Genomic DNA, 19,436 nt, shown 5'->3' with positions numbered 1-19,436 from the left:
CTTGTAATCAAACTGTAATATTTCTCTCATCTTGGTTTCATCTTATGCTTATATAATAAATTCATGACCCCCCTTTATTATATATTCTCTCTTGAAGCCTGCAGCCTCGTGCCGCGGGCTTCCTTTTTGATAGAAGCATACTCCATGGATTCCAGCAAAAAAGGGATAACCTTCTCCCAAAAGCTAGAATCTTGCTCGGAAGTGCTATGTCCTTTGGTCGATACGAACAGTGTTTGAATCAGATGATCTGGCAATTGCTCTTTCAGCTGCTTCAGATCCTCCGCACTAATAAACTCATCACCATTCGAATGAACCATCATAATCGGTGTACGGCCAATGTCGGAGCTGCCGGCATGTTTAGCTATTACAGCAGGAATGCTGGCCTCTTTAAACTGCGACCACGATATGCGTGAACGAATAAGCCATATCATCGGAATCAGATAGGCTAGCGGGAAAAGCGGCAGTTTTTTGCGTCGCAATTCCGATTTCATCATCGTATCGAAATGGACGGGCATTGAATCCGTTACGACCGCTCTCACCTTCATACCTTGATCAAGGGCAAGCAGCGCTCCAAATCCGCCAAGGGAATGACCTAGTATAGCAATTCGGTCTGGATCCATACCTGGCAAACTTTTGGCTGTATCAAGAGCAGCGAGCACATCATCCCGAAACATGAGCGCGGAAGGCGCAGAAATCGAATCGCTGTTGCCGTGGCTGCGTGCATCATACATCAATATAGCGAACCCTGCTTCATAAATCGGACGCGTATACCTAAGCACTCTCGTCCGATTCGATCCCCAGCCATGCGCAATAATAATTAGAGGTGCAAGTCCGTTCTTTAACAATTCGTTGGAAGCAGGCTGAAGCAGCCAGCCTTCCAGCTTAGAGCCATAATTAGTGAACGTTAAGGATTGCCACTGCGTGTCGACAAGAGGAGTCTCCGCATTCATAATCTTTCGAGGCTTCTGGCTGCGCGCGCCCATTTGCCAGATTAGCGCAGCAAGCAGCAAAACAATAATAAAGAAGATGATAACGATCCATAAGACAACGTCCATGAGATAACCTCCTTGCTCTATAACTTGCTTACGATATCTACGAATTGCCGTGCTCGTTCCGTTACTTGAGCGAATTTCCCTTCGCGAACCCATTCCAAATTAACGAGCTTGCTGCCCATTCCAACAGCATTTGCTCCTGCTTTAAAATAATCTGCAATATTATGTAAATCCACTCCGCCAGTAGCAATCATCGGAATATCGTTTAAAGGTCCGCGAATTTCCTGCAAGTAACCTATGCCGAGCGTGCCCATTGGAAAAATTTTTACAGCATCCGCTCCTGCCTTCCAAGCTTTCACAATTTCAGTCGGTGTCATAACACCGGGCCATACAGAGAGGCCGTGCTCGCGGCCATATGCAATAACTTCCTCATCTAGGTTAGGCGATATGAGATATTGGGCACCTGCCGCCACAGCCTCCTTAGCAAGGTCTACATCCGTTACTGTGCCGGCACCTACTGCAGCTTTTCCATCAAACTTCGAACGCCAACGCTCTATCATAGCCGCTGCTCCGCCCGTGTTCATCGTAATTTCCATCATATGAATGCCGCCGTCTATTAAAGCCTGCGCTGTATCATCTGCATGCCGATCTTCAATTCCTCGTAAAATGGCTACAATTTTGTGCTGCAAGAGCAGCTCCAGCATATTGCTCATTTGCTTCTCCTCCGACTCTTATAATCATTTATTCCCAAAATTGCTTTAAAATGCGCAAAAATAAATTCGGAAACGGCAGCGTGTCCATATCTTCCTTTGAAATCCATCGGTAAGTGCCCGGCTGCTCATTATGTTCCTCAGTAGAAACATCTATAGCTGCCGCCTTTTGATTCCCTTCATAAGAGGACGCTGCCTCCGCAGCAATAGCTGCGCTGCCCGATGCAGCTGCGATGTCTGCGTCTAAAGCTGAATAAGACGTTTCACCCAAATCGGCTAAATAAAAACGCATTTTCCAATGAATATGACTAAAAATATGATCAGCATCTGTAAACCAGCTGCGCGGACGAATAAGAAGTCCTGTGTCCTCATCAAGCATGCGGCTGATCATCTCGGCGAGCTCGCCCTGCTCCTTCGGCGCTGTTTCATCCAGCCAGTTCACCTTATCCGGCGGCAGCAGCAAATGAGGAAGCTCCCACATTTGGGCTAGAAGGCCTGTAGCTGGACGCTGCCTTACGAGCACTTTGCCTACATTTTCTCCGCTGCCAACAACGATCGCTGCCGCCCTAAACTCTGGACGAGGAGGCTTCGCCTTCGTCTTGATCGGCAATTCCATTTCTCTGCCTGCTAGTCTCGCCTCACAATGCTCCATTACAGGGCAAGGCAAACAGCTTGGCGATTTCGRCGTACACACGAGAGCACCCAGCTCCATCAGCGCTTGATTGAAGTCGCCAGCGGCGCCTTCTGGAATAAGCGAAGCAGCCAGCTTCTCAATGCCTACTCGCGTAGAAGCTTTTGCGATATCATCCTCCAAGCAAAAATATCGCGAGAGCACACGCATCACATTACCATCCACTGCCGGCTCTGGACGATTAAATGCGATGCTCATAATAGCTCCGCTAGTATAAGGGCCAACGCCTTTCAATCCAGCAACGGACGCTTTATCATCTGGGACGATTCCCCCATAACGCTGAGCGACCTCTTTGGCACCTGCTTGCAAATTGCGGGCACGCGAGTAGTAGCCAAGCCCCTCCCAGCTTTTGAGCACTTCCTCTTCAGGTGCTTCAGCAAGTGCTCGCACCGTTGGGAATTTACTCATGAATTGATTGTAATATGGAATAACAGTGTCTACCCTCGTCTGCTGCAGCATAATTTCCGATACCCACACCCGATAAGGATCTTTATTAATCCTCCATGGCAAATCGCGTTTGATAAGCCGATACCAATTTAGCAGCTCTGTACTAAAATATGTCTTTACATCTATTTCTCCCATTAGCTTTTCTCCTCGTTCATTCTTGTTGTAAGCGTCTTTCGATTGGTTCCGGTATTTTTTCCAATCCGTCTATACTGAACCGGCGTGATGCCTGTATATCTTTTGAACAGCCGTGATAAGTAATGATTTTGCATGCCAACCTGCTTCGCAACAACGGCTACAGGAAGCTCCGTTTCCATAAGCAGCTGCTTTGCGATCGCAATGCGGCGATTCGTCACATATTGGATCGGCGAACAGCCCATGATGTTTTTGAAGGATGTTATAAAATAGTTTGGATGGAGAAAAGCAAACTTAGCTAGCTCCTCAATTTGTATGTTCTGATGCAAATTTTCTTCAATATAGGCGAGCACTTCATTCCATTTTACCTCAAAATCCGATTGCTGGAATGTTGTTCTCTGCACATGGCTTTCTTCTAAATAATAGGCAAGCAGCTCCAGCAGCACCGACTTTAACCGCAGCTCTCGTGTAATCGATTTACGATGCTGATATTCGTTCATTTTTATAAAAAGGTTCTTCATCATTTCTTTGTCTTTCACATAAACAAATGGCGGAAGCTGCAGCGCATTTATAACTTGAAAATCGCTAAGCTCCAAACGGAAATGGCACCAATAAAGCCCCAGCTTCTCATTTCCCTCTGTACCAAAAGATTGTTTTGTACCCGCCGGCAAAAAATAAAGCGTACCCGGCTGTACGAAATAAGTGTCATTTTGTATGTTAAGCCGGGCTTCTCCCTTGACTGTATAACCGAAACGGAAAAAATCCGGCTCGGTTTTTTGCTCGAACCAGCCCGGTTCAAACTCGTTATAGGCAGTCATAATAACCTCGGCTTGAATGTTGTTCAACTGATTTTGCAAAATACTTTCTATTGTCGGTTTCATGAATTCTCCTATAAGTAAAACTGAGATATAATAGTTATATCTTCTCTCGAGTGGTTAACATCTTCTCTATTATACGAACTAACGATTCAAATTCATATGGAAGTCTTATGAATATCCTAAACAAGACCGAATCTTCCATAATAAAGAATAAACGAAAGGATTGCTATATATGAATCGGAACCGAGGTTTTTCTATTGCAACAACATTCTTTATAGCCGTGTTACTGCTGGCAGGCTGTGGAAGCAAAGAGAACAGCTCTCCTGAGAAAACCAACGCGCTGATTGGGCCGGAGGAAGTTATTTCGGTTTATAAGGCCAATTGCGTCAGCTGTCACGGAACCGGGCTTCAAGGCAGAGTAGGCCCGGCAACAAATCTCCAAAAAGTTGGAGAGCGCATGAGTGCTGCTGATATTACGAAACAGATTGAAGAGGGCGAAGGCTCGATGCCTGCTTTTAAAGAGCGTCTGACCGCTGAAGAAATTGCTGGGCTCTCTAATTGGTTGGCAAGCAAAAAATAACAAAGGCTTAGCGAAAAAAAAGGATGCCTGAGCAGATTATGCTGCTCAAGCATCCTTTTTTTCTTGTTCATGTTCGCTTAATAGCCGATATGATGGCCGTTTATTTTTGGAGAGCTCATGAAATGAAGTGCCGCTTGGCCGGCGTAGGTCCAATGCGTTTCACCCATTTGGGGATGCATCGGAAATAAATCACCCTGTACAAGCACTAGATCTCCGCCCCAATCGTCTGAATACAACCCGTCGAATTCAACCCATTGTCCGGTTTTAAACCGACGCTTCGTTTTTTGCAGCCGCTGCTCCTTCATTGTCGACATCCCCTCTCGACTAGCTAACTTGGTATATTACATTCCAAGTATAGGCAAAAGGTTACTCCGATATCCGTTCCGCAACAGCAAAAGCTGAAGCCAGCTTTCGTTCATGTGTAATCGTAACATGAATTCGAACAGCCTCTCTGCTAAAGCCTAGGCGATTCCAAGCTGCCACCGTTAAGCTGCACTCGGGTTTGCCGCAGCTTCCCCGCAAAATTTCGATGTCTGTGAATCCTAATATATTCCCTATTCCACAGCCAAAAGCTTTCACAACCGCTTCCTTCGCAGCGAAACGTCCAGCCGTGAACTGATAAAGCCGCTCGCCTGTATACTCCGAAGCCAGCTCTCGCTCGCCCGCAGACAGCACCCGCTCCAAAAACCTTCTGCCTGTGCGGCCATCCACTATTTTCGCGATTCTTGTAATATCTGATAAATCATGTCCGATGCCGATGATCATGCTAACACCCGCCTTTTCCCTGATGGTGAGATTAGCAGAAGCATGAAGCGAAGTCAAGCATGGACATGTCTTTCCCTCTTATTTTGCAGTAACAACTATTCCGTTAGCGAGTCGCCTATCACTCGCTCATAATGGAAGTTGTTTCCTTTCTCGTCTTTTACATCAACTGTAATTAACCCTTTTTTCTGATCATCGATAAACTCACCTGATGAACGATACGTATATTTCGTAAAGCCTGGAAATTCAAACATCTCTTTCCCCATCGGCTGCAATTCCAGCGGAATCATAATTTTGTTTCCTTGCTCGGTTTCCTTTTCCGCTTCCGCTTGATTCGAGTCTGTCTTAACAGCTACTTCCGCGGATAAAGGCGTTCCCTGATCTTCAGGAAGCCACAAATCAAGGCGTACAGCCTGATCCCCAGTCTGATCATTCTCCGAAATACGCAAACTCATATGCGCCTGCTCACCCATCACATGCCAATAGATCGGTTCAGCCAGCTTTGACTCCACGCGTGCTTCCGGCGGAGAAGTTGTCGACAACCAGCCTGCCAGCACGAATAGAGCAACAGCAAGCAGCATCTCAATTCGGATGCCAACCAGCAACCCTCTTGCGGCGCTCGCTTTCGCGATTTGCGGCATGAATACGAGCTTATGAAGTGCTGCAATGACGACGACAAGCAGCATGAGAATGGTTTTGGCGAGGATTAGCTTGCCATACGCTGTAGTGAGCAATTGTCCCCATTCTGAGAGCCTAGCAGCCGAAAGCCATATTCCGCTAATCAAAATAACGATCATGCTTGGCAGCGCCCACTTTGCGAAACGCACAGCCGCTTGGTTCAAGAGCTCCACAGCATTTCTATGGAAAGTTAATGACAGCAAACCCGCAAGGCCACCAAACCATATTGCGGCAGCAGACATATGGACCGTATGGGTCACTATTCCAAATACGACATCGGTTAAAGCAGCATTCGCATGGCCTGTGAGCGGGAAGCTCACTATCAATGCCGCTGCAGCTATCCATTTAATCATATTCGCCCATCGTCTCTCCCGAATAGGGGCAAATGCGAGAAGAAGTGCGATTAAAGCAAGCCCAACTCTTAATGTCGCTATCTTTCCAATCATTGTTCCATTAGCTAATGCATAGATGGATACACCGCCGAATTGGTCTGCAAGCATCGACAAGCGAAGCAATCCGGAAACCAGCCAAATAAGCGCCGCGGCTCCCATCACTAGTCTCTCGGCTCGGACGGAGAAACCAAACGGTGCCTTAGATTCATCATCTCTCCAGATGACATATCGGAAAAACAATATTCCAGCGAGAATAACAGCCGTCAAAATATCGAGTATGCGCATCAGCACCATGAAGCCTTGGCCACCCGTATGATCGTGCTCGGCCTCTCCAGCGCCACTGTCGCCGCTGTGATTGCTATGGCTGCTGTGATCATTAGCCGTATCCTGTTCGATCTGCGGAGCAGCATTATCATCTTCCACAGCATCCGCATCAACATCTTTTGTATTTGTATTTGTATTTGTATCCGGCTCTGCTGTCTCCACCTCTTCACTGCTTGAAATCGTGGGAGACGGGGTAGCTGCCGTCCCTTCACTGACTTCTATAGCAGTCGGAGTGGGCGATGCAGATGGCGTAGGCGTTATATCCGGCTTCTTTGTAGGCTTAGGTTTAATTGTGGGCTCTGGACTCTTTGTAATTACTGGTTTGTCAGTCACTTTTGCTTCATTTCCAGAGCTGTTCCCTGTATTACCAGCAGAAGCACCGTCCAGTGAAACCGTATCATCCGGTTTCACAGCCTCAAGCTTCACGCCTACCGCAAATTTAAAGGAACCGTCTGTTATATGAGAATCAAGCGACAACACCTGCCAGCTTACTTCATAAATGCCCTTATCCAGCTTAGGAATGGTATAAACAAGCGTAAGATCATCATCACTGCTTAACTTGCCAGTAATGTCAGTGCCGCTACTGCTTTTTAGTGAAATATTACTTAGCTTCGTATCGATTTTCTCTGTAAATTTTATTCGAATGGCAGGCGGAGCTTCCGCCAGCTCCGCATCCCCATAAGGTGTCGATTGCGCAATATAGGCATGCGCCGAGACGAAGCTCGGCAGGCATGCCCATATTATTACTATTGCAAATATCAATCTTATTTTTTTCATCTGCAATCCTTATTTCGTATAAATGGCGACAGCTGCTTGATTACCGCCTACGGCAGGGAAGTATTCAACAGAAGCACCAGCTGCCTCAGCTGCGGAACGAAGGGTTACAGCACCTGTGCCTTTATATGCTGCGTCTACGTATTGCTTAATGAACGCTGCATCTACTTTCGTCGTACCGTTTGAAACGGTCAAACTGCTTACAGCTACTACGTTTCCGTTTACGTAAATTTGTGGTTTAGCAGACACGGCGCTGCCTGGGAGCTTCACTGATTTATTTTGAACCGTGAAAGTCATTGTAGCTTCGTAATTTGTTGCGCTGTATTCGCCTTCCTTAGCTTCCGTAGTGCTTGGCTTCGCACGTACTAAGTAATAATCGGCAGCACCCGTCGTAAATGAAACCACGCCCTTATCATCGGTCTTCAGCTCCACTGCTTCAGAATTGCTGCGACGAATAATATCAACGGCTGTATTAGTAAGCGGTTTGCCCTTTAGAAGCAGCTCAATCGACACTTTTTCACCCGGTGTAACTGCAGCAGGATTGAACAAAGGGATGAGCTCCGCTCGATCCGGGCTTACTTCCTTAAAGAAACCTGTAAGTGCTTTAACCCGATCAATAACAGGAATATCGCTAATCGCTACGAATGATTTGGCACTGCGCAGCGTACGAGTAGCAGCGTCTGCACCTTTGTACACGCTGTCTGCTTCGGTTGATATAATATACGCGCCTGGAACATTTGATTTAAATGACGCAACAAAGTAATTATTTAGCGCTGGCGTTGTTTCCGTAGCCGGCTCTCCAGTGTAGAAACGAGTGCCTGTAATATCTGACTTCTGCCCTGCCGGCGTAGTCACATATACTTTTGAAGTGCTGCCCCACTGCCCTTCCAACCGATAGCTCTTGTGCTCGTTGGAGTGGTTTCCGTACATAAGCTCAACATAGGAAACTTGACCAGGCGCTACGATTGGTGCACTCGTCTGAGACCAACCGTCATGCGCGAATACTGGAGCCGCCGCTCCTAGTGTCAACATAGCTGCCAGTGCGACACCCGCGATTTTTTTCTTAAGCTTCATAAAAATACCCCCATCGATTTGGATTCACTGTCCAAATTGTATCAATGGGGGAGCTGCATCACATGACTCGTTAGAGCTATATAGTGGTGAACGATATGTGAATCATGACTATGCAATTATGGAAAGTGAAGCTTTCCTTCCGTCTGGAACGATACGCAACTCGTTTAAGTTCTATATTCACTAAAATCAACTGAAAGGCCATTGATCAATTTCTCACTGCTGCCTTCTCCATCAACATTTAGCTCAAGTACGCTCTTATCATGGCTCACATACTTCACACTAAGCCTTTCCTCAGCAGACCAAGCTGGCCTATTGTTTTTTGCCTGTTCCACAAATTCTTCATAACTGCTTATGCCATTCTTCAACGCATCGTTCTGGCTGATTACTTCGACAATTACGCCGTTTTCTGAGCCTTTGCTTGTCACGATAGAGCGATCCGAACGATGTTCCAGATCATAAGGCTGCATAACATAAACCGCCAAAAACACATTCTCTGTCTGACCAACAAGCATGCCCGGCTCTTGCAGCCAATCCATACATGGCAATAACCCGATAATCGTATTGTCTTTGTCAGAAGGAATCGGATATAGAGCCATTATTGTATTTTTGTAATAAAGAACTTCCGTAAACTCGGTTTGATGCCGCAAATCTTCAACCGCATTCGCCTCTGCCGGGTGGAAGAAGTAGAGTTGATTCACGCCGTTTTGCAGTCCCAATGGCAAAGAAATATCCCAGCGATGCTGCTCATTGTCAAACTCCGAGAATCGCTCCCACATTCCGCCCGCTGCAAAATCCGATGTAATGAAGGCATAGCTGTGAAGCATGCTTGCTCCTTCATCCGTTAGCTTCGTAATCGCCTTTTTCTCCTCAGTTGGCTCACTGCGATTAAGCGCTGTACGACGAGCTGTTTCAGGCGCCTCGTAAAATAAAAATCCTGCATACTCCGTCCGCGGCATTTGCTCTGGAAGCTCGAAATCACCGAATTGCACATAATCATGCAGAACGTTGCTATCAAGCGGGATGTCATGCTTCTGACCGCGGCAATGAGCACCGACAAAGGCGCCTTTCAAATAGAATGCAGCTCGCTCATTCCAGAGAAAATCAAGCATATCGGCGAGCTCTTGTTTAATGGCTGCGTCCTGTATTTCGTACCAAGCACAAGTGAATGCCTGCACCCAATGCCAGAACCAAGGCAAGCTGTTGTATTCGGACATGCCATACTTGCGAATATGGGCTAATGTAAGCTGAAGATTGCTGCGACCATCCTCCAGCAAATCAGCATCGGCAAACATTTGTCCAAAAATCAGCTTTGCAGCTGTATATTTTGCATCGTGATGACCAAATACATTTTTATGATGGTAGAAGCCGCTTCGATAAATATGGATAAGGGCAGTATCAAATGCTTGGATTAGCTGCTTGTCAAAAAACGTCCTATAGCGTCTCGCAAAAAATGCCATCAAGCTCCCCATCAGCTCTACGGGCAACGTATTTGGCTTGGAGTCCTTCGGAACATCCTCTAGTCTAAGCGGCCAATGTCCATAAGTATCGCTTTCTACATCCTGATCTTGCAGCGCAAGCACCTCTAGAAGCACAGATTCCGCAGTTCGTTTAGCAGCCTCTCTCTCAAACGGCAGTTGTTCTGAGTTATCAACTGCAGCTGCAAGCAAATAGGAAGCATAATAAAAGTTATCGCGTAAATCGTGGTGGAACCATAAACCGCTGCTTAATAATGGCTGGTTATGGGCTGCAATTGCTATTTTTTGAATAATCTCTTTTTGCTTAGCTGTAAAGCTCATTATACGAATCTCCTCAATTTACCTTTTTTCTTCTAATCATATATAATTTGAATAATAAGAGATACCTCTTCATTATTTTTTTAGTTCAAAACTACAATCATTTTTTCGAATAAGGAGGACATTTTATGTTCAGAAAAAAAATCCCTCGTTAATCTCGTGGTCCGCCTCGACTCCTCTCTTTACATGATGAAGCTTATATAAATGGAGAGGATGATGGCAATGTGGCCAAAAATCGTTGATTGGAAAGAGCTGCGCTTTGGCGTGGAAATTGAGTTTGTAGGCGGAAATCCAGAAAGCTTGGAGCTGCTGCCTGGTTGGGTTATTTCTTTGGATGAGCGGCAAATTGATGCACAAGGTATGGAATCAGGCAGTGAGCTTAAGCCGCCTCCGATCTTGTGGGAAGACCGTGAGCAAATTCAGATCATGTTAAACAGGCTGAGGGAACAAGGAGCAACAGCCAATTGGAGCTGCGGACTCCATGTTCATATTGGTCTCGAACCATGGGGAGAAGATGCTGTCCTCCCGCTTATAGACGCCGCACTGGAATATCAACAAACGATTCAAGCGCTATTGAATACGAGCGAGCACCGACTGCAGTTCTGCCCGCCCGTTACTCCAGACATGCGTGAGAGCTATATTGCAAATCCAAGCGATGAAGCCGTTCTCCATGTAGGACGTCCGCAATCTCATCGTTGTGGAATAAACACAGCGGCTTGGTTTGATATAGGCACGGTGGAAATTCGTTATGCAAATGGCTCAGTGAATGATGAAGAAATTCTCCGTACCATTGAGCTGTGCTTGCGATTCGTAGCAGCGATAGGTGCCGGCCGTAAGCTTTCAACCGATCCCCTAAAAATGGCTCTTGAGCTTGAAGCACCTATTGATGGTTATCCTTCTGATTTACCACCGCCACAATGGTATCAAGAAAGGTGCTGGCTGGAGGAAGCTCTCATTCCCATCTTGACGCCGCTGGCAGCCGAACTTGTACCGGGTGGAGAAATTCATCATATCGTACCTGTTCAAGATGGTATTATGGTTGCTATTGAGAAATCTGGAGAACACCTATTTAAATTTGTGCTAAAGCCTGCTGCCCAGAGCTGGACAGTTGTACGTCAAGTTGAATCATAAATCAAAAACCCTTCCGCCGCGTTTCGGTGGAAGGGTCTTCTTACTTTTTAAAAATAAAATATCGATCAACAATTATGGCAAACATAACGCCTACGCTGTACCTGATCAAATCCACGGTCAAAAAACCGCTCCCGAGCACTAAAGCTCCAATAAACGTCCTGCGAATCTCATTAATCCAATCCGCCTGGTAGAGCTGACTAAACTCGATGCCAAAACAAAAGATGAGGCTAGCGCCAGCAGCCCAAAACAAGTTTTTGTGCACCCCTATGGTACGGAAGCCATAATAAATCATGCATGCCCAAAGCGCATCGCCAAAATGCTCTGCAACAAACCCAGGCAGCGAATCTGCAAAGCTCCTTGAGCTGTAGCCAAGCACCATCGTTATAACAACCGCAATCGCGTATCGTATTCTCGGTTTCATTTGATAATCACCTGCTTAAACGATTTTGCAGATCGATTTGGATTTGGCTGTGGATCTTGTCCCAGTCCAAGCTGCTTTTATTAAACAGCATTTTATCGATCGGCAACTCGTTTAGTATCGCTAATTCATAAGTCTTTCGCAGCTCAAGCACCTCGAGAAGACCTTGAGTTCCCTTGAGCTCTTTACTTTTGCCGTAGCCCTGCTCCGTGTAATACCAAGTAATAAAGTTTAGCCATTCTGTTGGCCGTTCAGCAATTATTGCAGGAAATGCATGTTTAAAGTCATCCTGATACAAATAGAGCAATACCGGATTCAGCTGCTTAATCAAGCGATTCAGTTCATGAATATAGGTCGATATTTCAACCTCGGAACAATTGTCTCGTACAAGCATGACGGTTAACGGATTTTGCAAAAAACAGCATTCCATTATGTACACTTCATCCCCGTTAATAGCCTGTCTCGAAAAATCGCTCCACTTTTCAATAATGAGCTGCTGATGCCTCTCCAAAGGGAGGTTATATACATCATAATCCCCGAAATATTCACTATTAATCGAATCTGTTTCCTTTAGCAGCTTCCCGTAATATACGATATATCCGTCCGCCTTAGCCTCGGAATGCTTAATGATTAACTGCTGTTGCTCCGTATATTTTTGCAGCATTTGCTTATATTGTTCTTCTGTAAAATAAGCCGCGGAATCATAATCGGCTGGGTGCTCCAAATCCCCCTCCAAAAACAAGCGATTGGCAATATTCTGTTCATCTAATAGCTGCTTCACAAAACGTGCCGTACTCGTTTTCCCTGATCCGGGCAATCCTTCAACAAGGATTAACTTCGTATTATTCATGGCATTCAGCTCCTTTCACAACTACTATATTCTATCTTCCAGCCGTTTCTCCTCCATCATTGGCGTCCGCTTAGCTAATCAAATGCTGCTCCACTGCAACAAAAAAAGACTGTCCCCTGCCGAATTCTCGGTTCAAGGGACAGTCTTTTTACTGCTCGAAGCTTAAAGCAGCTCATTAAATACCCGGAATCGGGGAGCGCTTATGCTCGGTTTTCAAATATTGCTTTTCAAGCTTCTCGCGAGCCTCGTCGCTAATGGACTTGCCTTCGAGATAGTCGCTGTTATCACCATAAGTGATGCCTAGCTCGCCCTCGTCGGTTTGTCCGTCCCATAGGCCTGCCGTTGGCGCTTTGTCGAGCACGCTTTGCGGTACGCCGATATGGGAGRCCAGCTCACGAACCTGCCGTTTATTAAGCGTACTAAGCGGAGTAACATCAACCGCTCCGTCGCCCCATTTCGTGTAAAAGCCTGTAATCGCTTCAGATGCATGATCTGTACCAACGACTAACAGATTAAGGTCGAATGCAAGCGCGTATTGCATAACCATCCGCGTTCTCGCTTTCACGTTGCCTTTGCCGCCGCGGCTCAAATGACGCGGAATGCCTAACGACTTAAAGCTATGCTCCACTTCAATCGCGATTTCATCCACAGCTTCTTCAATATTCGTCTCCGCGCGGTGCTTTAGCTGGAACGCTTCCGCTACTGCATAACTATCCGCAATATCGGATTGCTCGCCATAAGGCTGAAATACGCCAAGCGTCATATACTCGCGGCCTGTTTCAACGCTAAGCTCATCTGTTGCCCGCTTGCAAAGACCCGCTGCGACTGCGCTGTCAATTCCGCCGCTAATCGCAATAAGCAAACCCGTTGTTCCCGAGTTCGTTACGTATTCCTTCAAGAAATCAACCCGTTTGCGAATTTCCTGCTCCGGATCGATTTGCGGCTTAACGCCAAGTCTTTGAATAATGGATTGTTGTAAGCTCATAGTTACCTTCCTAATTAGCGGCAAAACCGATCGAAAGCGTCTGTCAGATCGGCTGCAATGTCCGATGCGGAACGATTTTCGATCTGGTGGCGCTCGATAAAGTGTACTAGCTCTCCATCCTTCAACAAAGCGATTGAAGGGGAAGATGGCGGATATGGAGCGAAAAACTCACGAGCTTTTGCTGTTGCTTCTTTATCTTGTCCTGCAAATACAGTGTATAAATGATCAGGAGTAATATCGTGTTGAAGCGCATCAGCCACGCCTGGACGGCATTGGCCTGCTGCACATCCGCAAACGGAATTGATAACAACAAGCGCCGTACCTTTTGCATTTGGCAATTTTTCTTCTACTTCTTCAGGTGTGCGAAGCTCCTGAATACCAATTCGAGTAAGATCGTCTCTCATAGGCTGCACCATATCTAACATGTATCGTTCGAATGACATCGACATCGAAACACACTCCTTTAATTACTTTATTTTAGCTACTATTATACCTTCCGTAGTCAAAATAAAGCAACCGGAGCGCTCGCACTCCGGCTGTTCTTTTTCAGCTTAAACAGGAGCGTCTTTCGGCTTGTCCAAACCAAATGCCGCATTTTTGTCAGGATGAGTAAATATTCCTCCTTGCGGCTGAAGGCCCTCCTCAAAAATATCTCGATTTTCAGCGGTTAGAAAACCTACATCCTTAAAAGGATGCACCCATTCATCGCCAGCCATTACAGCTGGATCTGTTTCCTCGCTCCACTGCGACAATGGTGAATCCGGAGACTCATATTCATGATCGCCTATAACGATGCCGTGTGAGTTCACAAACGGCGCACGGCTTCCTCGCCCTTCGCGAAACTGAGGCAGAAATTCGATTTCAAAAGGATCTAAAGCGGGATCATCTTTAAGCATTTCATCTTCATTCTTGTGCTCATGATCTGGCATATGAACACCTCCGCACTAAATTGAAGGACGATTAGGTCCATCAAGCTTTTTGTCAAAACCAGCGGATTCGGGTGATTTGCTGTCAGCAGCCGTATTATTTTTTGCCTGCTTTGCTTGCTCAGCCGAACGACCTTTTTCCTCATTATGCTGCGTCATTGTGAGCGCTCCTCTCGTCATAAAATGTAACCGCAATTGCCGGTTATCTTTCAGAGGTAGTATGCTCAGCTGGCGCTTTCCTTATAAATCCTGAGATAAACGAACCATATCAACAACCTGTATTCCGTTCTCATAAATCGCTTCCGGATAATGTCTAACAAAGAAGTCTCGGTCAATACTCGTCATTCGAAAGCCGCATTTCTGATACAATGCAAGCTGGCTGACCCCTGAATTGCCCGTTCCAATTTCAATCGTTTTGTAGCCTAGAAGCTTTGCATATGAAATCGCATAAAGTACCATTTGCTTTCCAAGCCCTTGGCCTTGCTTTGACTCCGCTACTGCTACATTTACGATCTCGATCGTCTCGGGCCTTGTTGGCAGCAGTACAAATACTGCAATAATTTCATTGCTTATAACACCTACAAAAACTTCCCCGCGTTTTATGTATTCTTCTACGAGCTTAATCGAAGGATCTGCTAACAAGAGCAGTTCCATTGGGGGTTGTTCGTTTGCTAACAACTTACGCATTTCCATTTCCACTCTAATAAGCTCCTTCATTCAACTCGCGCGTTCCTCCGGCACTGTGAAAGTAACGATAAACGCTGTACCTTCACCTTCCTTCGACTCAACGTCAATCCGGCCATTATGGCGCTCAGCGATGCTTAGGCATAACGGCAGGCCAAGCCCTGTTCCTTGCGTCTTCGTCGAGAAAAAAGGCTCGAACAAATGCTGCATTTGCTCTGGAGGTATACCGACACCCTGATCGGCAATCCGCAGCTCAATTTTATTTCCATTATTACGAGTACTAATATGTAATGAGCCCTTATTGCCCATAGCTTCCATTCCGTTACGGGCAATATTAAGAAATAGCTGCTTAATTTCTCTGTCGTTCATCATAATTAAAGGTATATCTTCGCAAAGGCTCACTTCAATAGATTGGCCTCGCAAATTCGCATCCGCACTAAGCAGAGGTATAAGTTCATTAACAACATCATGCAGGGAAGTCAGCTCCATGGCTAGTTCCCTATTTTGAGCAAGCGATAGAAAATCACTAATAATCATATTCGCACGATCCAGCTCATCGATCACAATCTGAAAGTATTCCTCTTGATTTTTTGGACTGCGCTCCTGAATCAATTGGACAAAGCCGCGAATAACCGCCATCGGATTGCGTATTTCATGAGTGATGCTTGCAGCCATTTGACCTATCAGGCTTAATCGTTCCATTCGCCCAACCTCACTCTGAAGTTGACGAAGCTCCGTTACATCTTGAACGATAAGTGATGCGCCTGCATTTTCAGCATTAACCGATGTACGCATCGAAATCGTCGACAAGAGCAGCATTTTATCGCCGCTAACGTACGGAACGAGTGTGTTCTTCCAGCCGTTTAACGCCTGAGAAAGCAGCTTTATGCAGACATCGCCATGTCCGTCCTGAAAAATAAGCGGGAAGGCTACGCCTAGCAAGTCCTTCACTTCCGAATCCTTTGAAGGAAGACTGAGAACTGTTTTGGCTATATCATTAAAATGTGTGATTTTCCCTTCACGATCAACAATGACTACCCCAAATGAAGTCTCATCTATAAATTGCTGAAGCTTCTCCACTTCATTGCTATAATTAACCGACATTCGTTTCACTTCATCATAGAGCTGCTGCTTCTCTTTAACATTTTCGATCATAAAGATAGAGAGCCAGGTTGCCATTAATGATGCACAAACAGAGATCAACTGCACGTAAATCATCACATTCGACCACCAAATACCATTAAATAACATAATTCCAGTAACGGAAATAATGTAGTATAGGATCAAAATGGACATGATCACTAAGCCCCTGCGTTTTTTCTGTTCTTTGCCTAAAACAGAGGTACGCTGGAAAGATGGAATCGCATRCAACATCAGCGGGACAAAACCAATGACAAAAATGATAAAGTTAATGACTTCCAAGCTGCCTTCGAGCATAGATACTCTTACTGCAATGTAGATGACGGTTAAGACGGCTAATGTTGGCACGCCTCCATAGAGAGAACCTATTACATAAGGAATGAGACGAAAATCGACTTCATAACCTAATAAATCAGGAGCAGTCACCATACACAATACCATCGATCCACCGCAAAATAGGCTCATGAAAATAGGTATTCCCTTCCATCTTTGGTCTTTATCATACCAAAGCTGAAAGGCGAAAACAGGCAATAAGGACACAATGAATTGTAAGAGCAATTCCTTTAACACAGACGTCACGTCCGATCCCCCTACTACACTCTGAATCTATTCCATATTATGTTTTTTACGTAGCTTTGTATTTGAATCAATCTATTAATCCGATTAAAACATAAAATACCTCTATTTACAATTGTTCTTCTAACCAATCAATTAGCTCTTGAACAGCCTCTTTCCCCTCCAAGTCATTGTGCAACTCATGATACCCGCCATCCCAGCGTCTAAAATAACATTGGTCTCCGATTCGCTCAGCAACAAGCGCGCTTGCTTCAAAGGATGTTACGCGATCAGAAGTGCCATGCATAAGCAGCAGTGGAACCTGCAGGCTGGATGCATGAGCGATCGCCCACTCGCCGGCAGCGGTAATCTCCATATAGGTTTGGAGTGTAATTTTGGTATGACATAACGGATCTTCCACGATTGGCGCAGCAAGGTCATAACCAGGACGAAATAAATCGGCAGGATTTAAGCCAGTAGATTGGTGCATCTTCGGGACAACCGCTGCCAATTTGCGTCCAAACCACTCCACAGCTGGATGCGGTTTGAATGCAAGCTGAAGCCAAGGGCTTGTCAGTATGAGTCCACGAATTGGAGGCTGAAGTCGCAGCGCACAATTAAGCGCCACATTGCCGCCCATACTGTGGCCGTATAAGAAGATCGGCGTTCCCGGGTGCCGTTTGCCAGCCTCTTCAATCATAAGCGCTGCATCGCTTACAGCTGCGCCAAGTGAATGCAGATGCCCCCGTTTGCCTGAAGAGYGGCCATGGCCTTGCTGATCCAGCGCTATAAGTACAAAGCCAGCAGCAGTAAGCTGAGCAGCTACATGTCCATAACGATCGCCATGCTCCCCCATCCCGTGTACGAGACAGACGACAGCTTTTGTCTCTATCGTTTCTGACTTCCATTCCCGCAAAAATATTTGCGACCCCTTAGCGCCAGTTATGACCCATTCATCTCGCAGCATTCAAACGCCGCCTTTCTTTTGTGGTATTATAATACTACTAATAATATAGCAGGTGGAAAGCGATGCAATATGATGCAATTGTAATTGGTGGAGGCTCCGCAGGACTAATGGCGGGTATTGCTGCAAGCAAGGAAGGCGCTAAAGTGCTTCTCCTAGACAAAGGCGATAAATTAGGACGCAAGCTCGGCATATCCGGCGGCGGCCGATGCAATGTAACGAATAATAAAGAACTGGATGAGCTGATCAAGCATATTCCCGGCAATGGGCGTTTTCTTCACAGTACCTTCTCCAATTTCAACAATAAGGATATTATCGCCTTTTTTGAGAACCTTGGCATTGCTTTAAAGGAAGAGGATAACGGGCGCATGTTCCCCGTATCAAATAGAGCTAAAACGGTGGTAGATACGCTTGTTAACCAGGTACGCAAACAAGGTGTCAAAATCATACTGAACGCTCCTGTCGATCATATCATGTATGACAATGGAAGGGTCACAGGCGTGCGTACAAAAGCTGGTGAAACATTCCGTGCCCGCAGTGTCATTGTAGCTTCCGGCGGCAAGTCCGTGCCCCAGACCGGCTCAACCGGCGACGGTTATGCATGGGCAGAAAAAGCCGGACATACGATAACTGAGCTTTTTCCAACTGAGGTTCCGCTTACGTCTAATGAGCCCTTCATTGTAAGCAAGGAGCTGCAAGGGCTATCTCTGAGAGACGTTGCGCTGTCGGTTTGGAACCCGAAAGGGAAGCAGATTATTGAACATCAAGGCGATATGCTATTTACGCATTTCGGTATTTCCGGACCTATTGTGCTAAGATGCAGTCAATTTGTAGTGAAAGCTCTTAAGCAATTTAAGACGGGCAATATTGAGGTTGCGATTGACTTAGTGCCTGATAAAAGCAAAGACGAGGTCTATAAGGAAACGCTAAGACTTTCCGAGCTTGAACCGAAAAAAACGATTAAAAATGTCCTTAAAGGTTATTTGCCGGAAAAAATGATACCCATCTTGCTTCAAAAGGCAGGTTTGCCGGATAGCCTTACTTATGACAATATTCCAAAACAGGACTGGATAGCCCTTTCGCTGCTGATCAAACATTTTCCGATTAGAGTGTATGGCTCTTTATCCATTGAAGATGCTTTCGTAACCGGCGGAGGCATTCAGTTAAAGGAAATCGATCCAAAGACGATGCAATCCAAGCTCATGAGCGGTTTGTTTTTTTGCGGAGAAATATTGGATATTCATGGCTACACCGGAGGCTACAACATTACTGCGGCTTTCTCCACAGGCTATACGGCAGGACTTAATGCTGTCATTCAGTAAGGATATAAAAAGGCTGTCAAACGTCGTTAAACGTTGTGACAGCCTTTTTTTATTGCAATTATGTACGTGAAGTACGGCTAAATTCGAACATCTCCTGAAAAATGATCATACGTCCCGGGATCAGGAAGAAATTCCTCGGAATAATCCGCAGCTTCATCCCGATTGTGCAGCTCCTCAGCATCATGGCCTTGTCCATCGGTTGCAGCCCAGTCCTCATTCACAAGATGTGCCGGAATTGCAATCGCATCAAGCGAGTATGCAGTGCCGGTAACTGCGTCGGCATCGATACTTGCT

The 19,436-nt window shown here is 45.9% G+C and carries 21 protein-coding genes and 1 pseudogene; 3 read left to right on the top strand and 19 right to left on the bottom strand.

Annotation, left to right across the window (positions count from 1 at the left end; genetic code table 11):
- Nucleotides 1-77: 77 nt before the first annotated feature.
- Genes AC1DSE_RS09920 through AC1DSE_RS09905 form a run of 4 tightly spaced genes read right to left on the bottom strand, consistent with a single transcriptional unit; the run spans nt 78 to nt 3,853 of the window.
- Nucleotides 78-1,055, bottom strand: a complete 978-nt coding sequence (locus AC1DSE_RS09920; protein WP_477512374.1) for an alpha/beta hydrolase — start codon at nt 1,053-1,055, stop codon at nt 78-80.
- Nucleotides 1,056-1,072: 17 nt separating this feature from the next.
- Nucleotides 1,073-1,705, bottom strand: a complete 633-nt coding sequence (locus tag AC1DSE_RS09915; protein ID WP_076268942.1) for a bifunctional 4-hydroxy-2-oxoglutarate aldolase/2-dehydro-3-deoxy-phosphogluconate aldolase — start codon at nt 1,703-1,705, stop codon at nt 1,073-1,075.
- A 28-nt stretch (nt 1,706-1,733) separates the two neighbouring features.
- Entirely contained in the window at nt 1,734-2,975 is a 1,242-nt protein-coding gene (gene mutY, locus AC1DSE_RS09910) for an A/G-specific adenine glycosylase (RefSeq protein ID WP_477527636.1), read from the bottom strand.
- Nucleotides 2,975-3,853: an AraC family transcriptional regulator gene (locus tag AC1DSE_RS09905; protein ID WP_477512376.1), complete on the bottom strand. Its 879-nt coding sequence runs from the start codon at nt 3,851-3,853 to the stop codon at nt 2,975-2,977. The genes mutY and AC1DSE_RS09905 overlap by 1 nt, the downstream gene beginning before the upstream one ends.
- Nucleotides 3,854-4,022: 169 nt before the next feature.
- Here AC1DSE_RS09905 and AC1DSE_RS09900 point away from each other — a divergent pair, with 169 nt between their 5' ends.
- The gene (locus AC1DSE_RS09900; protein WP_339204619.1) at nt 4,023-4,370 is read left to right on the top strand and encodes a c-type cytochrome; all 348 of its coding nucleotides are present in this window, start codon (nt 4,023-4,025) and stop codon (nt 4,368-4,370) included.
- A 77-nt stretch (nt 4,371-4,447) separates the two neighbouring features.
- Here AC1DSE_RS09900 and AC1DSE_RS09895 read toward each other — a convergent pair whose 3' ends face one another.
- The 5 genes from AC1DSE_RS09895 to AC1DSE_RS09875 all read right to left on the bottom strand — a co-directional run bounded on the left by AC1DSE_RS09895 (nt 4,448) and on the right by AC1DSE_RS09875 (nt 10,170).
- A complete protein-coding gene (locus tag AC1DSE_RS09895; protein WP_076268946.1) occupies nt 4,448-4,675 on the bottom strand; it encodes a hypothetical protein in 228 nt (75 codons plus the stop codon).
- A gap of 61 nt (nt 4,676-4,736) precedes the next feature.
- Nucleotides 4,737-5,135, bottom strand: a complete 399-nt coding sequence (gene acpS, locus AC1DSE_RS09890) for a holo-ACP synthase (protein WP_430059712.1) — start codon at nt 5,133-5,135, stop codon at nt 4,737-4,739.
- A 95-nt stretch (nt 5,136-5,230) separates the two neighbouring features.
- Nucleotides 5,231-7,303, bottom strand: coding sequence for a copper resistance CopC/CopD family protein (locus AC1DSE_RS09885; RefSeq protein ID WP_477512377.1), 2,073 nt, complete (start codon nt 7,301-7,303; stop codon nt 5,231-5,233).
- 9 nt (nt 7,304-7,312) lie between these two features.
- Entirely contained in the window at nt 7,313-8,374 is a 1,062-nt protein-coding gene (locus AC1DSE_RS09880) for a DUF4198 domain-containing protein (protein WP_477512378.1), read from the bottom strand.
- Nucleotides 8,375-8,538: 164 nt separating this feature from the next.
- Nucleotides 8,539-10,170, bottom strand: a complete 1,632-nt coding sequence (locus AC1DSE_RS09875) for a hypothetical protein (protein WP_477512379.1) — start codon at nt 10,168-10,170, stop codon at nt 8,539-8,541.
- A gap of 219 nt (nt 10,171-10,389) precedes the next feature.
- Between AC1DSE_RS09875 and AC1DSE_RS09870 the strand changes: the two genes are divergently transcribed.
- Nucleotides 10,390-11,298, top strand: coding sequence for an amidoligase family protein (locus tag AC1DSE_RS09870; RefSeq protein ID WP_477512380.1), 909 nt, complete (start codon nt 10,390-10,392; stop codon nt 11,296-11,298).
- Between the two features lie 40 nt (nt 11,299-11,338).
- On the opposite strand, the gene AC1DSE_RS09865 is transcribed toward AC1DSE_RS09870, so the two are convergent.
- From AC1DSE_RS09865 to AC1DSE_RS09825, 9 genes are all read right to left on the bottom strand, one after another.
- Nucleotides 11,339-11,719: a ribosomal maturation YjgA family protein gene (locus AC1DSE_RS09865; protein WP_441876224.1), complete on the bottom strand. Its 381-nt coding sequence runs from the start codon at nt 11,717-11,719 to the stop codon at nt 11,339-11,341.
- A gap of 7 nt (nt 11,720-11,726) precedes the next feature.
- A complete protein-coding gene (locus tag AC1DSE_RS09860) occupies nt 11,727-12,566 on the bottom strand; it encodes a P-loop NTPase family protein (RefSeq protein ID WP_441876221.1) in 840 nt (279 codons plus the stop codon).
- A gap of 175 nt (nt 12,567-12,741) precedes the next feature.
- A complete protein-coding gene (gene nadE / locus AC1DSE_RS09855) occupies nt 12,742-13,551 on the bottom strand; it encodes an ammonia-dependent NAD(+) synthetase (RefSeq protein ID WP_477527635.1) in 810 nt (269 codons plus the stop codon).
- A gap of 14 nt (nt 13,552-13,565) precedes the next feature.
- Nucleotides 13,566-14,000 (bottom strand): BrxA/BrxB family bacilliredoxin, encoded by a 435-nt coding sequence (locus tag AC1DSE_RS09850; RefSeq protein ID WP_076268955.1) that lies wholly within the window; start codon nt 13,998-14,000, stop codon nt 13,566-13,568.
- Between the two features lie 102 nt (nt 14,001-14,102).
- The gene (locus tag AC1DSE_RS09845; protein WP_441876213.1) at nt 14,103-14,480 is read right to left on the bottom strand and encodes a DUF3905 domain-containing protein; all 378 of its coding nucleotides are present in this window, start codon (nt 14,478-14,480) and stop codon (nt 14,103-14,105) included.
- 15 nt (nt 14,481-14,495) lie between these two features.
- The gene (locus AC1DSE_RS09840) at nt 14,496-14,636 is read right to left on the bottom strand and encodes a hypothetical protein (RefSeq protein WP_477512383.1); all 141 of its coding nucleotides are present in this window, start codon (nt 14,634-14,636) and stop codon (nt 14,496-14,498) included.
- Nucleotides 14,637-14,717: 81 nt separating this feature from the next.
- Complete coding sequence (locus AC1DSE_RS09835; protein WP_477512396.1) at nt 14,718-15,170, bottom strand: GNAT family N-acetyltransferase; 453 nt, start codon at nt 15,168-15,170, stop codon at nt 14,718-14,720.
- 24 nt (nt 15,171-15,194) lie between these two features.
- Complete coding sequence (locus AC1DSE_RS09830; RefSeq protein WP_477527634.1) at nt 15,195-16,880, bottom strand: ATP-binding protein; 1,686 nt, start codon at nt 16,878-16,880, stop codon at nt 15,195-15,197.
- A gap of 106 nt (nt 16,881-16,986) precedes the next feature.
- Nucleotides 16,987-17,823 carry a lysophospholipase gene (locus AC1DSE_RS09825; protein WP_477527633.1) on the bottom strand — a complete coding sequence of 279 codons (837 nt, stop codon included), beginning with the start codon at nt 17,821-17,823 and terminating at the stop codon, nt 16,987-16,989.
- Between the two features lie 62 nt (nt 17,824-17,885).
- Between AC1DSE_RS09825 and AC1DSE_RS09820 the strand changes: the two genes are divergently transcribed.
- Nucleotides 17,886-19,142 (top strand): BaiN/RdsA family NAD(P)/FAD-dependent oxidoreductase, encoded by a 1,257-nt coding sequence (locus AC1DSE_RS09820; protein ID WP_477512386.1) that lies wholly within the window; start codon nt 17,886-17,888, stop codon nt 19,140-19,142.
- 77 nt (nt 19,143-19,219) lie between these two features.
- Here the strand turns inward: AC1DSE_RS09820 and AC1DSE_RS09815 are convergent.
- Nucleotides 19,220-19,436 (bottom strand): annotated as a pseudogene (locus AC1DSE_RS09815) (hypothetical protein); the annotation flags it as partial.

Source organism: Paenibacillus sp. 01L418 (assembly GCF_056400045.1).
Note: the sequence above shows the minus strand (reverse complement) of the source record. Positions and strands in the feature narration are given on the sequence as shown.

Bases quoted from the DNA above. Each gene is read 5' to 3' on its own strand.
- AC1DSE_RS09920 (WP_477512374.1), bottom strand. From the start codon at position 1,055: ATGGACGTTGTCTTATGGATCGTTATCATCTTCTTTATTATTGTTTTG.
- AC1DSE_RS09915 (WP_076268942.1), bottom strand. From the start codon at position 1,705: ATGAGCAATATGCTGGAGCTGCTCTTGCAGCACAAAATTGTAGCCATT.
- AC1DSE_RS09905 (WP_477512376.1), bottom strand. From the start codon at position 3,853: ATGAAACCGACAATAGAAAGTATTTTGCAAAATCAGTTGAACAACATT.
- AC1DSE_RS09900 (WP_339204619.1), top strand. From the start codon at position 4,023: ATGAATCGGAACCGAGGTTTTTCTATTGCAACAACATTCTTTATAGCC.
- AC1DSE_RS09895 (WP_076268946.1), bottom strand. From the start codon at position 4,675: ATGAAGGAGCAGCGGCTGCAAAAAACGAAGCGTCGGTTTAAAACCGGA.
- acpS (WP_430059712.1), bottom strand. From the start codon at position 5,135: ATGATCATCGGCATCGGACATGATTTATCAGATATTACAAGAATCGCG.
- AC1DSE_RS09885 (WP_477512377.1), bottom strand. From the start codon at position 7,303: ATGAAAAAAATAAGATTGATATTTGCAATAGTAATAATATGGGCATGC.
- AC1DSE_RS09880 (WP_477512378.1), bottom strand. From the start codon at position 8,374: ATGAAGCTTAAGAAAAAAATCGCGGGTGTCGCACTGGCAGCTATGTTG.
- AC1DSE_RS09875 (WP_477512379.1), bottom strand. From the start codon at position 10,170: ATGAGCTTTACAGCTAAGCAAAAAGAGATTATTCAAAAAATAGCAATT.
- AC1DSE_RS09870 (WP_477512380.1), top strand. From the start codon at position 10,390: ATGTGGCCAAAAATCGTTGATTGGAAAGAGCTGCGCTTTGGCGTGGAA.
- AC1DSE_RS09865 (WP_441876224.1), bottom strand. From the start codon at position 11,719: ATGAAACCGAGAATACGATACGCGATTGCGGTTGTTATAACGATGGTG.
- AC1DSE_RS09860 (WP_441876221.1), bottom strand. From the start codon at position 12,566: ATGAATAATACGAAGTTAATCCTTGTTGAAGGATTGCCCGGATCAGGG.
- AC1DSE_RS09850 (WP_076268955.1), bottom strand. From the start codon at position 14,000: ATGTCGATGTCATTCGAACGATACATGTTAGATATGGTGCAGCCTATG.
- AC1DSE_RS09845 (WP_441876213.1), bottom strand. From the start codon at position 14,480: ATGCCAGATCATGAGCACAAGAATGAAGATGAAATGCTTAAAGATGAT.
- AC1DSE_RS09840 (WP_477512383.1), bottom strand. From the start codon at position 14,636: ATGACGCAGCATAATGAGGAAAAAGGTCGTTCGGCTGAGCAAGCAAAG.
- AC1DSE_RS09835 (WP_477512396.1), bottom strand. From the start codon at position 15,170: ATGGAAATGCGTAAGTTGTTAGCAAACGAACAACCCCCAATGGAACTG.
- AC1DSE_RS09820 (WP_477512386.1), top strand. From the start codon at position 17,886: ATGCAATATGATGCAATTGTAATTGGTGGAGGCTCCGCAGGACTAATG.